General features: G+C 54.9%; 28 protein-coding genes. All 28 read right to left on the reverse strand.

The genetic code is table 11. The features are described 5' to 3' along the window. Positions 1–225 precede the first annotated feature (225 nt). On the reverse strand, positions 226–612 hold the full coding sequence (gene rplQ, locus HALA3H3_RS06845; protein WP_008959150.1) for a 50S ribosomal protein L17: 387 nt from the start codon (positions 610–612) through the stop codon (positions 226–228). Between the two features lie 39 nt (positions 613–651). After that, entirely contained in the window at positions 652–1,647 is a 996-nt protein-coding gene (locus HALA3H3_RS06850; protein ID WP_009288137.1) for a DNA-directed RNA polymerase subunit alpha, read from the reverse strand. Between the two features lie 98 nt (positions 1,648–1,745). Then, positions 1,746–2,366, reverse strand: a complete 621-nt coding sequence (rpsD, locus tag HALA3H3_RS06855) for a 30S ribosomal protein S4 (protein ID WP_008959152.1) — start codon at positions 2,364–2,366, stop codon at positions 1,746–1,748. Between the two features lie 12 nt (positions 2,367–2,378). Continuing rightward, a complete protein-coding gene (rpsK, locus tag HALA3H3_RS06860; RefSeq protein ID WP_007111985.1) occupies positions 2,379–2,765 on the reverse strand; it encodes a 30S ribosomal protein S11 in 387 nt (128 codons plus the stop codon). A 39-nt stretch (positions 2,766–2,804) separates the two neighbouring features. Continuing rightward, positions 2,805–3,161, reverse strand: coding sequence for a 30S ribosomal protein S13 (gene rpsM / locus HALA3H3_RS06865; protein ID WP_022520863.1), 357 nt, complete (start codon positions 3,159–3,161; stop codon positions 2,805–2,807). Between the two features lie 123 nt (positions 3,162–3,284). Continuing rightward, positions 3,285–3,398, reverse strand: a complete 114-nt coding sequence (gene rpmJ, locus HALA3H3_RS26040; protein WP_008959154.1) for a 50S ribosomal protein L36 — start codon at positions 3,396–3,398, stop codon at positions 3,285–3,287. A gap of 64 nt (positions 3,399–3,462) precedes the next feature. After that, the gene (gene secY / locus HALA3H3_RS06870; protein WP_008959155.1) at positions 3,463–4,794 is read right to left on the reverse strand and encodes a preprotein translocase subunit SecY; all 1,332 of its coding nucleotides are present in this window, start codon (positions 4,792–4,794) and stop codon (positions 3,463–3,465) included. Beyond that, positions 4,795–5,229, reverse strand: coding sequence for a 50S ribosomal protein L15 (rplO, locus tag HALA3H3_RS06875; RefSeq protein WP_009288138.1), 435 nt, complete (start codon positions 5,227–5,229; stop codon positions 4,795–4,797). It abuts the gene before it with no gap. Between the two features lie 3 nt (positions 5,230–5,232). Then, complete coding sequence (gene rpmD / locus HALA3H3_RS06880; RefSeq protein ID WP_022520864.1) at positions 5,233–5,415, reverse strand: 50S ribosomal protein L30; 183 nt, start codon at positions 5,413–5,415, stop codon at positions 5,233–5,235. Positions 5,416–5,421: 6 nt separating this feature from the next. Further along, entirely contained in the window at positions 5,422–5,922 is a 501-nt protein-coding gene (gene rpsE, locus HALA3H3_RS06885; protein ID WP_007111990.1) for a 30S ribosomal protein S5, read from the reverse strand. 11 nt (positions 5,923–5,933) lie between these two features. Next, positions 5,934–6,284: a 50S ribosomal protein L18 gene (gene rplR, locus HALA3H3_RS06890; protein ID WP_022520865.1), complete on the reverse strand. Its 351-nt coding sequence runs from the start codon at positions 6,282–6,284 to the stop codon at positions 5,934–5,936. A gap of 9 nt (positions 6,285–6,293) precedes the next feature. Next, positions 6,294–6,824 carry a 50S ribosomal protein L6 gene (gene rplF, locus HALA3H3_RS06895; RefSeq protein WP_009288139.1) on the reverse strand — a complete coding sequence of 177 codons (531 nt, stop codon included), beginning with the start codon at positions 6,822–6,824 and terminating at the stop codon, positions 6,294–6,296. A 9-nt stretch (positions 6,825–6,833) separates the two neighbouring features. Continuing rightward, positions 6,834–7,226: a 30S ribosomal protein S8 gene (rpsH, locus tag HALA3H3_RS06900; RefSeq protein WP_007111993.1), complete on the reverse strand. Its 393-nt coding sequence runs from the start codon at positions 7,224–7,226 to the stop codon at positions 6,834–6,836. A gap of 32 nt (positions 7,227–7,258) precedes the next feature. Then, a complete protein-coding gene (gene rpsN / locus HALA3H3_RS06905) occupies positions 7,259–7,564 on the reverse strand; it encodes a 30S ribosomal protein S14 (RefSeq protein WP_022520866.1) in 306 nt (101 codons plus the stop codon). A gap of 10 nt (positions 7,565–7,574) precedes the next feature. After that, positions 7,575–8,114 carry a 50S ribosomal protein L5 gene (gene rplE, locus HALA3H3_RS06910; RefSeq protein WP_007111995.1) on the reverse strand — a complete coding sequence of 180 codons (540 nt, stop codon included), beginning with the start codon at positions 8,112–8,114 and terminating at the stop codon, positions 7,575–7,577. An 18-nt stretch (positions 8,115–8,132) separates the two neighbouring features. Beyond that, positions 8,133–8,447: a 50S ribosomal protein L24 gene (rplX, locus tag HALA3H3_RS06915; protein WP_007111996.1), complete on the reverse strand. Its 315-nt coding sequence runs from the start codon at positions 8,445–8,447 to the stop codon at positions 8,133–8,135. Between the two features lie 14 nt (positions 8,448–8,461). Further along, positions 8,462–8,833 (reverse strand): 50S ribosomal protein L14, encoded by a 372-nt coding sequence (rplN, locus tag HALA3H3_RS06920; RefSeq protein WP_008959163.1) that lies wholly within the window; start codon positions 8,831–8,833, stop codon positions 8,462–8,464. A gap of 48 nt (positions 8,834–8,881) precedes the next feature. Then, positions 8,882–9,142, reverse strand: coding sequence for a 30S ribosomal protein S17 (gene rpsQ, locus HALA3H3_RS06925; protein WP_007111998.1), 261 nt, complete (start codon positions 9,140–9,142; stop codon positions 8,882–8,884). A gap of 1 nt (position 9,143) precedes the next feature. Then, complete coding sequence (gene rpmC / locus HALA3H3_RS06930; protein ID WP_022520867.1) at positions 9,144–9,335, reverse strand: 50S ribosomal protein L29; 192 nt, start codon at positions 9,333–9,335, stop codon at positions 9,144–9,146. After that, positions 9,335–9,748: a 50S ribosomal protein L16 gene (gene rplP / locus HALA3H3_RS06935; protein ID WP_007112000.1), complete on the reverse strand. Its 414-nt coding sequence runs from the start codon at positions 9,746–9,748 to the stop codon at positions 9,335–9,337. Before rplP ends, rpmC begins: the two co-directional genes overlap by 1 nt. A gap of 15 nt (positions 9,749–9,763) precedes the next feature. Next, the gene (gene rpsC / locus HALA3H3_RS06940) at positions 9,764–10,465 is read right to left on the reverse strand and encodes a 30S ribosomal protein S3 (RefSeq protein ID WP_009288141.1); all 702 of its coding nucleotides are present in this window, start codon (positions 10,463–10,465) and stop codon (positions 9,764–9,766) included. 10 nt (positions 10,466–10,475) lie between these two features. Further along, positions 10,476–10,808, reverse strand: coding sequence for a 50S ribosomal protein L22 (gene rplV, locus HALA3H3_RS06945; RefSeq protein ID WP_007112002.1), 333 nt, complete (start codon positions 10,806–10,808; stop codon positions 10,476–10,478). Positions 10,809–10,826: 18 nt separating this feature from the next. Next, entirely contained in the window at positions 10,827–11,102 is a 276-nt protein-coding gene (gene rpsS, locus HALA3H3_RS06950; protein ID WP_013330996.1) for a 30S ribosomal protein S19, read from the reverse strand. 33 nt (positions 11,103–11,135) lie between these two features. Continuing rightward, on the reverse strand, positions 11,136–11,966 hold the full coding sequence (gene rplB / locus HALA3H3_RS06955; RefSeq protein ID WP_008959166.1) for a 50S ribosomal protein L2: 831 nt from the start codon (positions 11,964–11,966) through the stop codon (positions 11,136–11,138). Positions 11,967–11,983: 17 nt separating this feature from the next. After that, complete coding sequence (rplW, locus tag HALA3H3_RS06960) at positions 11,984–12,280, reverse strand: 50S ribosomal protein L23 (protein ID WP_008959167.1); 297 nt, start codon at positions 12,278–12,280, stop codon at positions 11,984–11,986. Then, a complete protein-coding gene (rplD, locus tag HALA3H3_RS06965; RefSeq protein ID WP_007112005.1) occupies positions 12,277–12,882 on the reverse strand; it encodes a 50S ribosomal protein L4 in 606 nt (201 codons plus the stop codon). The genes rplW and rplD overlap by 4 nt, the downstream gene beginning before the upstream one ends. A 15-nt stretch (positions 12,883–12,897) precedes the next feature. Beyond that, the gene (rplC, locus tag HALA3H3_RS06970; protein WP_009288142.1) at positions 12,898–13,536 is read right to left on the reverse strand and encodes a 50S ribosomal protein L3; all 639 of its coding nucleotides are present in this window, start codon (positions 13,534–13,536) and stop codon (positions 12,898–12,900) included. 160 nt (positions 13,537–13,696) lie between these two features. Beyond that, on the reverse strand, positions 13,697–14,008 hold the full coding sequence (rpsJ, locus tag HALA3H3_RS06975; protein ID WP_007112007.1) for a 30S ribosomal protein S10: 312 nt from the start codon (positions 14,006–14,008) through the stop codon (positions 13,697–13,699). Positions 14,009–14,026 lie beyond the last annotated feature (18 nt).

Here is a 14,026-nt window from a genome sequence, read left to right on the forward strand (position 1 = left end):
CCAACCTGCCGCTGCTTAACTACCATGCCACACTCAAGCTACAACACAAGGCTTGCCCAAGCGGCACGCGACGCTTACTCAATTTAATAATAGGCCGAGTATAGGGTATTAGTACGAAGAATAGACGCCGTTAAGTGTAGAAAACAGAAGATAAATGCGCCCATAAAAAAACCGACCACTGAGGGTCGGTTTTCATTCGCTACCAAAGAGGCCTGGCGCAGAGGATTACTCTTCTGCAGCGGCTTCTTCAACAACCGGACGGTCAACTAGTTCAACGAACGCCATAGGCGCGTTGTCGCCGGTGCGGAAACCGCACTTGAGAATACGGACGTAACCGCCCGGACGCTCGGCATAACGCGGACCCAATTCGTTGAACAGTTTGCCGACGGCTTCTTTAGAGCGCGTGCGGGCAAACGCCAAACGACGGTTTGCAACGCTATCCTGCTTAGACAAGGTGATCAGCGGCTCGATTACGCGACGCAGCTCCTTGGCTTTCGGCAGGGTTGTCTTAATGACTTCATGTTCGACCAGCGAGACAGACATGTTCTTGAACATGGCCTGACGATGCGAGCTGGTGCGATTCAGATGACGACCACTCTTACGATGACGCATGGTTGTAATTCCTTACCAAACTGGGACTCAAGTCGACGCTCACGCGGAGGCTTTGTCGTCCTTCAGGCTTGCCGGTGGCCAATTTTCCAACCGCATGCCAAGGGACAAGCCGCGAGCCGCCAATACATCTTTGATTTCATTCAAAGACTTTTTACCGAGGTTCGGTGTCTTCAACAGCTCAACTTCTGTGCGCTGGATAAGATCACCGATGTAGTAAATATTCTCGGCTTTTAGGCAGTTCGCGCTACGAACGGTCAACTCAAGATCGTCTACGGGGCGCAATAGAATTGGATCGACATGATCCTCTTCCTCTTCGACTTCCTGTTCTTTATCAGCTTCCAGGTCGACGAAGGCGGCCAGCTGCTCTTGCAGGATGGTCGCACTGCGACGGATAGCCTCTTCCGGATCCAGGGTACCGTCGGTTTCCAGATCGATAATTAGCTTATCGAGGTCGGTGCGCTGCTCGACACGAGCGGCCTCAACCGAGTAGGAAACACGGCGGACAGGGCTGAAGGTGGCATCCAGCTGCAGGCGGCCAATGGCACGTGACTCTTCATCAGAGCCGCGCGCGTCAGCCGGTTCGTAGCCACGACCCAGCGCTACCTTAAGCTGAATTTTCAGCTCGGCACCTTCATTGACATGAGCAATGACGTGGTCCGGGTTGACGATTTCGACGCTATGATCAAGCGCAATGTCGCCAGCGGTGACGACGGCTGGGCCCTGCTTGTTCAGCGTGAGCACCGCCTCATCGCGGCTGTGCATCTTGATCGCAACATCTTTCAAGTTCAGGAGGATTTCAATGACATCTTCCTGCACCCCTTCAAGCGCACTGTATTCATGCTCGACGCCGGCGATTTCAGCCTCTACCACGGCACAGCCGGGCATGGACGAAAGCAGAATGCGACGTAGTGCATTCCCCAGGGTGTGACCAAAACCACGCTCGAACGGTTCGAGCACGATTTTGGCGTGATGTGCGCTGATTTCTTCGACCTTGATGTCGCGAGGACGGAGAAACTCTGTCACTGAACGCTGCATATGAACACCTTTCAGGCTGCCAAACGGATACTTGGTACTCGGTAAGATCTGGCGCGGGCGTTAAACCGGCACCAGATTGACAAGAAACAGAAAACTGCTTACTTGGAGTACAGCTCGACGATCAGGTTTTCGTTGATGTCGGCAGACAGGTCACCGCGTTCAGGCAGAGCCTTGAAAGTGCCTTCCATCTTCTTGGCGTCGATTTCGATCCAAGCGATATCGCCACGGTTGGCCGCAATGGACAACGCGCTTTGAATACGTGCTTGGTTTTTCGCCTTTTCGCGAATGGAAACAACGTCACCCGGCTTCACTTGATAGGAAGCAACGTTAACGGTGCGGCCGTTCACGGAAATCGCTTTGTGGCTGACCAGCTGACGCGCTTCAGAGCGAGTCGAGCCGAAGCCCATGCGGTAGACGACATTATCCAGTCGGGATTCGAGCAACTGCAACAATACTTCACCGGTCGCACCTTTCAGGCGAGCGGCTTCTTTGTAGTAGTTACGGAACTGTTTTTCGAGTACGCCATACATGCGACGTACTTTTTGCTTCTCGCGAAGCTGCAAGCCGTAGTCTGAAAGACGCTGACGACGCTGGCCGTGTACACCCGGGATCTGCTCGGATTTACACTTTTTCTCGAAGGGAGTAACACCACTCTTCAAAAAGAGGTCGGTGCCTTCACGACGAGACAGTTTGCACTTCGGTCCAATATAACGAGCCATGAATCTGTCTCCTTAAACGCGGCGTTTCTTAGGCGGACGGCAGCCATTATGGGGAATGGGCGTCGCGTCTACGATGCTTTGCACGCGGAAGCCGGCGGCATTCAGTGCGCGCACGGCGGATTCACGACCGGGACCTGGGCCTTTAACCAGTACATCTACGTTTTTCACACCATACTCGGCTGCAGCAGTTGCTGCACGTTCGCTTGCCACTTGAGCAGCGAACGGGGTGCTCTTGCGAGAACCACGAAAACCCGAACCACCGGCAGTCGCCCAAGAAAGAGCGTTGCCCTGGCGGTCTGTGATCGTCACGATCGTGTTGTTAAAAGAGGCATGGATATGCGCAATCGCATCCACTACCTGCTTTTTAACCTTTTTACGGTTACTACGCGGGTTAGCCATGTTGATGTCTATTCCTGTCTTTACGCCAGAACGTGCGTGTTATTTGCGGATCGGCTTACGCGGGCCCTTACGGGTGCGCGCGTTAGTCTTAGTCCGCTGACCACGCAGCGGAAGACTACGACGATGACGCAGACCACGGTAGCAACCTAAGTCCATGAGACGCTTAATGTTAAGCGTGACATCACGACGAAGGTCGCCTTCTACGGTGTACTTACCAACTTCAGAACGCAGGGTGTCGACTTCTTCAGAAGACAGATCCTGGATCTTGGCAGTAGGCGCGATACCGGCTGCAGCACAGATGTGCTCAGCACGGGTACGGCCAATCCCGAAGATATAGGTCAGCGAGATCGCCGCATGCTTGTTGTCCGGGATATTGACGCCTGCAATACGGGCCATCAGCTTACTCCGAAATTTGAGCGGCTTGCTCGTTTATTCATCTACAAAAGGCGCAACAGCATACCCCATCATTTGCCCTAAGGCAAGGGGTATGCTGGCACCCGCTTAATACAACCCAGGCTATTAACCCTGGCGTTGTTTGTGCCGTGGCTCGCTGCAGATGACGCGGACAGCGCCATTGCGACGAATGATCTTGCAGTTACGGCACATTTTCTTTACGGAAGCTCGAACTTTCATCGATCTTTCTCCAAAAACCGGCTCGCGGCGCGCCCTCTCTAACTAAATAGGGGTGGACGGCGCCTCAGCGCATGATACCGCCGCTACCGTAGCCTTTCAGGTTGGACTTCTTCATCACTGAGTCATACTGATGCGACATGAGATGCGACTGCACCTGGGCCATGAAGTCCATGATGACCACGACTACGATTAACAACGAGGTACCGCCGAAGAAAAACGGCACGTTCCACGCCACAATCAAGAACTGGGGCATCAAGGAAACCGCAGTGATATACAAGGCACCGAACAGGGTCAAACGTGTCATGACCTTGTCGATATAGCGAGCGGTCTGCTCGCCGGGGCGAATGCCCGGCAGGAAAGCGCCTGACTTTTTAAGATTGTCAGCCACATCCTTGGGGTTGAAGACCAGCGCTGTGTAAAAGAAGCAGAAGAATACCACTGCCGCCGCGAAAAGCAAGATGTAAAGCGGTTGACCTGGGCCTAATGCCTGAGATGCACGCTGCAACCACTCCATACCTTCACCGGCACCTACCCACTGACCAATAGAGGCCGGGAAAAGCAGGATACTGGAGGCAAAAATCGCCGGAATAACACCGGCCATGTTGACCTTCAAAGGCAGGTAGCTACTTTGCCCTGCATACATCTTATTGCCCACTTGTCGCCGAGGGTAATTAACTTTAAGACGGCGTTGGCCGCGCTCAATGAAAACCACAAAGGCGACAGTCGCAATACCTAACACTGACAGCGCTAACAGCGGCAGAACATTCCAGGCCCCTTCATTACGGGCAAGCTCGAAGGCTTGGCCCACGGCACTGGGCAGTCCAGCGACAATACCGGCGAAGATCAGCAGCGAAATACCGTTGCCGATGCCCTTCTCGGTAATCTGCTCACCTAGCCACATCATAAACACCGCCCCCGATACAAACGTAATCACGGCGGTGAAATAGAAGCTGAAGTCAGCACTGTACGCGATGCCTTGGCTAGCCAGACCGACGGACATGCCGGTAGCCTGGACAAACGCCAGTATCACCGTGCCGTAGCGGGTGTACTGGCTAATCTTGCGGCGGCCAGCCTCACCCTCTTTCTTGAGCTGCTCAAGATGAGGGGAGACCGCAGTCATGAGCTGCATGATAATCGACGCCGATATATAGGGCATGATACCCAGGGCGAGAACACTCATGCGCTCCAGGGCGCCACCCGAGAACATGTTAAACATGCCCAGAATGGTGCCCTGTTGCTCCCTAAACAAGGCAGCAAGCTGGTCAGGATTGATACCGGGAACGGGAATGTGGGCACCAATACGGTACACCACGATGGCGAGGAGCACGAAGCGCAAACGCGCCCACAGTTCACTCAGACCGCTGCCCATCGCCGGCATTTTTCCTGACTTGGCCATTTAGTCCTCTACCTTGCCGCCAGCGGCTTCGATCGCTTCACGGGCACCTTTGGTGACCTTGATTCCGCGAACGGTAACCGCCGTTTTCAGTTCGCCAGAAAGGATGATCTTCGCGTGTAGCGTAGAGTCCTTTAGCACGTTGGCTTCTTTCAAAGATGCCAGGGTGACTTCGCCACCGGCAACTTTAGCAAGCTCAGCCAGGCGTACTTCTTCAGAGACCAGAGATTTTGCAGACGTAAAGCCGAATTTCGGCAAACGACGCTGCAAAGGCATCTGACCGCCTTCGAAACCGGGCTTAACACTGCCGCCACTACGTGACTTCTGACCTTTGTGACCACGGCCACCGGTCTTACCAAGACCGGAACCGATGCCACGACCAACGCGCTTTGCAGCGTGTTTGGAGCCCGGAGCCGGGCTTAGGTTATTGAGTTTCATGGATTACTCTCCCTCAACGCGCACAAGGTAGTTCACCTTGTGGATCATGCCGCGTACGGCAGGGGTGTCTTCCAGTTCAACCGTATGACCGATGCGACGCAGGCCCAAGCCTTTCATAGTAGCCTTGTGCTTGGGCATAATGCCGATGGTGCTGCGGATCTGGGTAACCTTGATCGTTGCTGCCATGGTGCCTTACCCCGTGATCGCTTCGACAGACAGACCGCGCTTGGCGGCCACGTCTTCCGGTGCTTGCATGGAGGAGAGACCTTTAACAGTCGCTCGTACCACGTTAACCGGGTTGGTGGAACCGTAGCACTTGGCCAGTACGTCGTGGACACCGGCGAGCTCTAATACAGAGCGCATGGCGCCACCGGCGATGATACCGGTACCTTCGGAAGCCGGCTGCATGTACACCTTGGAAGCACCGTGACGGGCTTTGACCGGGTACTGCAGCGTATGGCCAGCAAGGTTCACCTTGACCATGTTGCGACGAGCTTGATCCATCGCTTTCTGGATTGCGACAGGCACTTCACGCGCCTTGCCACGACCGAAACCGACACGACCTTTACCATCACCAACGACGGTCAGTGCGGTGAAGCCGAAAATACGACCACCCTTGACCACCTTGGCGACGCGGTTGACCTGCACTAACTTCTCTTGCAGATCACCGCTTTGCTGTTCGTTCTTCGCCATCGTAAAACCCTTTAGAATTCCAGGCCGCCTTCACGTGCGGCGTCGGCCAGCGCCTTGACGCGGCCGTGATACTTAAAGCCAGCACGGTCGAAGGCCACCTGGGTGATGCCTGCTTCTTTAGCGCGTTCAGCAATCAGAGCACCCACTTTAGAGGCCGCATCTGAGTTGCCGGTCGCACCCTCGCGCAGTACTTTGTCCAGCGTAGAAGCACTGGCTAGCACTTTGCCACCATCCGGCGAGATAATCTGCGCATAGATGTGACGCGGGGTACGGTTGACGCACAGGCGATACACGCCCAGCTCGCGGATCTTTGCGCGAGCGCGGCGGGCACGACGGAGACGAGATTCTTTCTTCGCGTTCATAACCCTGCCTTACTTCTTCTTGGCTTCTTTGCGACGCACCTGCTCGTCGGCGTACCGAACACCCTTGCCTTTGTACGGCTCAGGGGGACGGAAGGCGCGGATTTCCGCGGCGCACTGGCCGAGCATCTGCTTATCCGCGCTTTTCAGCACGATAACGGTGTTCTTCGGCGTTTCCGCTGAGACACCTTTAGGCAGTTCATAGTCGACCGGGTGCGAGAAGCCCAGTGAAAGATTGAGCGTCTGGCCCTTAGCTTGGGCACGATAACCGACGCCAACAATTTCGAGAGTTCTTGTGAAACCCTCGGATACGCCCGTTACCAGGTTCTGAACTAAGGCGCGGGTAGTACCGGCCATGGCCCAGCTCTTGGCAGACTCACTCGGGGCGAAGGTCAGCTGGCCATCTTCTTGACCGACCACTACATCAGAGTGGATGGTCATAGATAGCGTGCCCTGGCCGCCTTTGGCGGTCAGCTGGTCAGCATTGATTTTAATCTCAACGCCGGCAGGCACTTTAACCGGATATTTCGCTATGCGGGACATTCCAGCCTCCTAGAATACGGTGCAGATGACTTCGCCACCGACACCCGCTTGGCGCGCGGCACGATCGGTCATGACACCATTGGATGTGGTGACAATCGCGATACCCAGGCCATCGGCAACCTTAGGCAAGTTATCCTTGCCCATGTAGCGGCGCAGGGACGGCTTGGAAACCCGCTGAATGTGCTCAATGACCGGCTTACCCTCAAAGTACTTGAGAGTTACGGTTAGCTCGGGCTTAGCGCCCTCCGCTACCGCAAAGTCGGCAATGTAGCCTTCTTCCTTTAGCACTCGGGCCACTTGCACTTTCAACTTGGAGGACGGCATGGTAGCCGTCTCCTTGGTGGCCATCTGCGCATTGCGGATACGTGTAAACATATCCGCCAGAGTGTCTTGCATGCTCATTTAATGTGCGCTCCTGATAATTCTACGTGGCGTTACCAACTGGATTTTTTCAACCCAGGAACGTCGCCACGCATGGCGGCTTCACGCAGCTTGTTACGGCCAAGGCCGAACTTGTTGTAAAAACCGTGCGGACGACCGGTGATACGGCAGCGGTTACGCTGACGCACCGGGCTTGAGTCGCGCGGCAGTTGCTGCAGCTTCAGCGTCGCCTCGAAGCGGTCTTCCTCAGACGTGTTCACGTCTGAGATGATCTTCTTGAGTTCAGCGCGCTTGGTCGCATACTTCGCGACCAGCTGAGTACGCTTAAGCTCACGCTCTACCATACTTTTCTTAGCCATGATCTCGCCCCTATTTCTTGAACGGGAAGTTCAGCGCGGTTAGTAGCGCACGACCTTCCTCGTCGGTTTTGGCGGTCGTAGTGATAGTGACGTCCAACCCCCGGATGCGATCGATTTTATCATACTCGATCTCCGGAAAGATGATCTGCTCACGCACACCCATGGAGTAGTTACCACGACCGTCGAAAGACTTCGGGTTGAGACCACGGAAGTCACGCACGCGGGGAATCGCGATGTAAACCAAACGGTCCAAGAAGTCCCACATACGCTCAGCGCGCAGAGTTACCTTGATGCCGATTGGCCAACCTTCGCGCACCTTGAAGCCCGCGATGGACTTACGTGCCTTGGTCACCAACGGTTTTTGACCAGAGAGTTTCTCTAGATCGCCGATGGCATTGTCAATCAACTTTTTATCGTTGACTGCTTCGCCGATACCCATGTTCAGAGTCACTTTCGTGATCCGGGGTACCTGCATAACGTTGGCATAGCTGAACTCTTCTTTGAGTTGAGCTGCTACCTCGTTTTGATAACGTTCTTTCAAGTTCGCCATTGTGCTACCCGACTCGCGTTAGGCGTCGATCTGCGTCTGCGTCGACTTGTAGATACGTACCTTGGTACCGTCTTCCTTCACTTGGAAGCCGACGCGATCCGCCTTACCGGTCTCCGAATTGAAGATGGCTACGTTGGACGCGTGAATCGGAGCCTCACGCTCGACGATACCGCCCTGATTACCCGCCATGGGATTTGGCTTGGTGTGACGTTTAATCATGTTCACACCGGACACCAAAAAGCGGTTTTCTAATACCCGCTTAACGGTGCCACGCTTGCCTTTATCCTTCCCGGCGATGACGATGACTTCATCGTCACGTTTGATCTTTTGCATATCCGCCTCGCTCCTTACAGCACTTCAGGCGCTAAGGAAATGATCTTCATGAACTTTTCATTACGAAGTTCACGAGTCACCGGCCCAAAAATACGGGTACCGATGGGCTGTTCGTTGGTATTATTCAACAAAACTGCCGCATTTCCATCGAAACGGATGAGCGAACCGTCGGGACGACGGACGCCACTACGGGTCCGGACCACGACCGCTTTTAGCACCTGGCCTTTTTTGACCTTGCCACGCGGAATCGCTTCCTTAACCGTGACCTTGATGATATCACCAACGCGAGCGTAACGACGATGTGAACCGCCTAACACCTTGATGCACTGCACCCGGCGCGCTCCGCTGTTGTCGGCGACATCCAGCATTGTCTGAGTCTGAATCATCGGTTTTCTCCAAACCTAATCTGACTGCACTGATTGACAAGCCAGGGGTTAACCCTTGGCGTGTTCAACCACCTCGACCAGCGTCCAAGCTTTTTTCTTGGAAAGCGGACGGCACTCCTGAATGGAAACCGTATCGCCTGCCTTAGCCTGGTTCGCCTCATCATGGGCGTGCAGCTTGGTGGAGCGCTTAACGTATTTTCCGTAGATCGGGTGACGCTCGCGCCGCTCGATCATGACGACGATGGACTTGTCCATCTTATCGCTCACCACTTTACCGGTGAGCGTACGCTTTGTGTTTTCTTCGGCCATCTCAATCACCTGCCTTCTCGTTGAGCAAAGTCTTAACGCGGGCGATATCCCGGCGGACCTGCTTGAGCAGATGAGTCTGGCTCAGTTGGCCAGTGGCCTTCTGCATGCGCAGGTTAAACTGCTCGCGGAGGAGTTCGAGGAGTTGCTCCTGGAGCTCTCCTACGGACTTTTCACGAATTTCCTGGGCTTTCATCACATCACCGTCCGTTTCGCAAAGGTGGTGGATAAGGGCATTTTCTGTGCGGCAAGCTCAAACGCTTCACGAGCGAGCTCTTCCGACACGCCTTCAATTTCATACAGGACCCGACCCGGTTGGATCTGGGCAACCCAGTACTCAACAGAACCTTTACCTTTACCCATACGAACTTCGAGCGGCTTCTTGGAGATCGGCTTATCAGGGAAGACGCGGATCCAGATTTTACCGCCACGCTTTACGTGACGTGTGATCGCACGACGGCCTGCTTCGATCTGACGCGCAGTGATGCGGCCGCGACCAGTAGCTTTAAGGCCGTATTCCCCGAAGCTGATCTTGCTTCCGCGATGCGCCAGGCCACGGTTGCGGCCTTTCATCATCTTGCGGAATTTCATACGCTTGGGCTGTAACATCGACTCGCTCTCCCCTTACCTGGAACCTTTCTTCTTGGGCGCGTTGCCGGCAGGCTGTTGTTTAGCCTTGGCACGTACTTCCTCGATACCGCCGAGGATTTCACCCTTGAAGATCCACACTTTGACGCCGATAACGCCATAGGTGGTGTGAGCTTCGTAAGTGGCGTAGTCGATATCCGCACGCAACGTGTGCAGCGGAACGCGACCTTCGCGGTACCATTCGGTACGTGCGATTTCAGCGCCACCAAGACGACCTGACAGCTGAATCTTGATGCCACCAGCGCCAAGACGCATTGCGTTCTGTACCGCGCGCTTCATAGCACGGCGGAACATGACGCGACGCTCAAGCTGACCCGCTACGTTAGCAGCGACTAGCTTGGCATCCAGCTCCGGCTTGCGAACTTCTTCGATGTTCACATGCACGGGAACGCCCATCATCTGGGTGAGATCGCGACGCAGACGGTCGACATCTTCACCTTTCTTACCAATCACGATACCCGGACGGGCAGTGTGAATGGTGATGCGGGCATTGTTCGCCGGACGCTCGATGTGGATGCGGCTAACAGAGGCGCTTTTAAGACGCTCTTCCAGGAAGCTACGCACTTCGAGATCGTTATTGAGCTTATCGGCGTAAGCGCCGCGCTCAGCATACCAGACAGAAGCATGGTCTTTGACGATGCCCAGTCGAATGCCTGTTGGATTGACTTTCTGACCCATCGGTCGACTCCTACTTCTCGGCTACCTTGACGGTGATGTGGCACGTGCGCTTCAAGATACGATCCGCACGCCCCTTGGCACGCGGCTTGATACGCTTGAGCGTCATGCCCTCATCGACGCAGATGGTCGAGACACGCAGCTCGTCAATATCCATGCCGTTATTTTCTTCCGCGTTTGCAATCGCGGATTGCAGCACCTTCTTAACCAGCTTGGCAGCCTTCTTCGGTGAGAAGGTCAGCAGGTCGAGTGCCTCGGCGACAGGTTTACCGCGCACCTGGTCAGCCACCAAACGGGCCTTCTGGGCGGATAAACGAGCGCCAAGCAGCTTAGCTGTGACTTCCATCTCTCAATCCTCTCTGGCTTACCGTTTGGCTTTTTTATCCGCCGCATGCCCGCGATAAGTGCGAGTAGCAGCGAATTCGCCCAATTTGTGGCCAACCATTTCCTCGGAGACGTGCACCGGGACGTGTTGGCGACCGTTATGGACCGCGATAGTGAGGCCTACCATATTGGGCAGGATCATAGAACGACGCGACCAAGTCTTGATCGGTTTGCGATCGTTCTTCTCCACTGCAACCTCTACCTTCTTCAAAAGATGAAGGTCAATGAAGGGACCTTTCTTTAGTGAACGTGGCACAGCCGTTACCTCTTAATGTCTTGGCAATGTAGATCAACGCGTCTTATTACGACGACGAATGATCAGCTTGTCGGTGCGCTTGTTCTTACGCGTCTTGTGACCCTTAGTCGGCACACCCCATGGGGATACCGGGTGACGACCACCACTGGTGCGGCCTTCGCCACCACCGTGCGGGTGATCGACTGGGTTCATCGCGACACCGCGAACAGTCGGACGCACACCTCTCCAGCGCTTCGCACCGGCCTTGCCAAGTTGACGCAGGCTGTGCTCTGAGTTGCTCACTTCACCCAAGGTCGCGCGGCACTCGGCCAACACTTTACGCATTTCGCCAGAGCGAAGACGCAGGGTGGCATAGTTACCTTCACGAGCAACCAGCTGGGCGCTTGTACCGGCACTGCGAGCAATCTGCGCGCCTTTACCCGGCTTGAGTTCGATGCAGTGCACCGTAGAACCCAACGGGACGTTGCGCAGCGGCAAGGCATTGCCTTTCTTGATTGACGCGTTAACACCAGATTCCAGCACGTCACCCGCGCTGACACCTTTCGGTGCAATGATGTAACGACGCTCACCATCGGCATACTTCAGCAGCGCAATGTGCGCACTGCGGTTGGGATCGTGCTCAAGACGCTCAACGGTGGCAGGAATGCCATCCTTGGTGCGTTTGAAATCGATCAACCGATAGTGGTGACGATGACCACCGCCCACGTGGCGGGTGGTGATACGACCGTAGTTGTTACGGCCGCCGGACTTGGACTGTTTTTCTAAAAGCGGTGCATAGGCACGGCCTTTAAACAGTTCCTCGCCAACGATCTTGACGACGTGGCGACGACCGGCGGAAGTGGGTTTGGTCTTGACGATTGCCATTATCCGTACTCCTGCCCTTATTCGGCGCCAGAGAAGTCTTCGAGCGTTTCACCCGCAGCCAGGGTCACATACGCTTTGCGATAACCCTTACGCAGGCCAACGCCGTTCGCAGTACGTTTTGTTTTACCCTTCATGTTCAGTACCTGAACACTACCGACCTTTTTGCCGAAAAGTGCTTCAACGGCCTTTTTGATCTCGGGCTTGGTAGCATCAGATGCCACCTTGAAAACGTACTGGTTGCGCTCGGCTGCCATTGCGGCCTTTTCGGTCACGTGCGGCCCAAGCAGAACCTTAAATACGCGTTCCTGGTTCATGCCAGCTTCTCCTCGAATTTACGCAGGGCGGAGACGGTAATCAGCACCTTATCAAAGGCTACCAGGCTTACCGGGTCAGCTGCCGCGACATCCACCACGTCAACGTGGGGAAGGTTGCGTGCGGCCAAATAGAGCTTTTCGTCAACTTCTTCAGTGACGATCAACACTTTTTCAAGGTTGAGCTCTTTTAGCTTGGCAGCTACCTGCTTGGTCTTAGGCGCATCGACGACGAACTCTTCAATCGCGACTAAACGCTCTTGACGTACCAGCTCTGACAAGATGGAGCGCATCGCTGCACGGTACATCTTGCGGTTAACCTTCTGGGTGTAGTCTTGCGGACGCGCCGCGAAGGTTACGCCACCACTACGCCATAGCGGAGAGCGGATGGTACCGGCACGTGCACGACCGGTGCCTTTCTGACGCCACGGCTTTTTACCACCGCCACGAACGTCGGAACGACTCTTTTGTGCGCGGGTTCCCTGACGACCAGCCGCCAAATAGGCAGTGACAACCTGGTGAACGAGCGCTTCGTTGAATTCTTTGCCAAAAGTGGCGTCGGCTACTTCAACGGTACCCGCGCCTGCAGCAAGATTCAGATTCATTGGTAATTATCCCCTTCAGCCTGCTTTCACGGCGCTGCGAACGATAACGTCACTACCGGGAGCACCCGGTACGGCGCCTTTAATCAGCAGCAGGTTACGCTCGGCGTCGACACGGACGATCTCAAGGCTCTGCACGGTGCAACGGGCGTTACCCATTTGACCGGCCATCTTTTTGCCTTTGAAAACGCGACCCGGAGTCTGACACATGCCGATAGAACCCGGCGCGCGATGCGACAGAGAGTTACCGTGAGTCATATCTTGGGTACGGAAATTCCAGCGCTTAACAGCACCCTGGAAGCCTTTACCCTTAGAGGTGCCAGTCACGTCAACCATTTGACCAGCTTCGAAGAGGGATACGGTGAGTTCGCCGCCTACTTCAGGAATCTCTTCGCCTTCTGCAAGACGAAATTCCATCAGTGCACGACCAGCTTCAACACCCGCCTTGGCAAACTGACCCGCTTGCGCTTTGGTGAGGTGCTTAGCTTTACGAGAGCCAGATGTGACCTGAATCGCTGCGTAACCGTCAGACTCGACAGATTTAACGCGTGTAACACGATTAGGATCAACTTCAATAACGGTTACGGGCACAGACGCGCCGTCTTCGGTAAAGACACGGGTCATCCCGGCCTTTTTACCGACTAAACCGATAGTCATACTCAGTCTCCTATAGTGTACGGGGCTATCACCCGCTATGGCTGCCCTTTCCAGAGCATTCCACTAGCACATTGTATGGCGCCTCACGGCGCGGCGGCTGCTGCTCATGCTAGCTCTTTACAAAGAACGATGAGCGCTGGGCCGCAAGTGACTAGTGTAATTAGTTGAGTTTGATTTGCACGTCAACGCCTGCGGCGAGATCAAGCTTCATCAAAGCATCAACAGTTTTTTCAGTCGGCTCAACAATGTCGAGCACACGCTTGTGCGTACGAATCTCATACTGGTCACGCGCATCTTTGTTGACGTGCGGTGAGATCAGAATGGTGTAACGCTCGCGGTTGGTCGGCAGCGGAATCGGACCACGAACCTGAGCACCAGTACGTTTAGCGGTTTCAACAATCTCCGCTGTAGACTGGTCGATCAGGCGATGGTCGAAAGCTTTCAACCGAATGCGAATCTTTTGGTTCTGCATTTGCCCTAAACTCCAATG

Origin of the sequence: Halomonas sp. A3H3 (assembly GCF_000982975.1) — a bacterium.
Lineage (GTDB): Bacteria > Pseudomonadota > Gammaproteobacteria > Pseudomonadales > Halomonadaceae > Vreelandella > Vreelandella titanicae.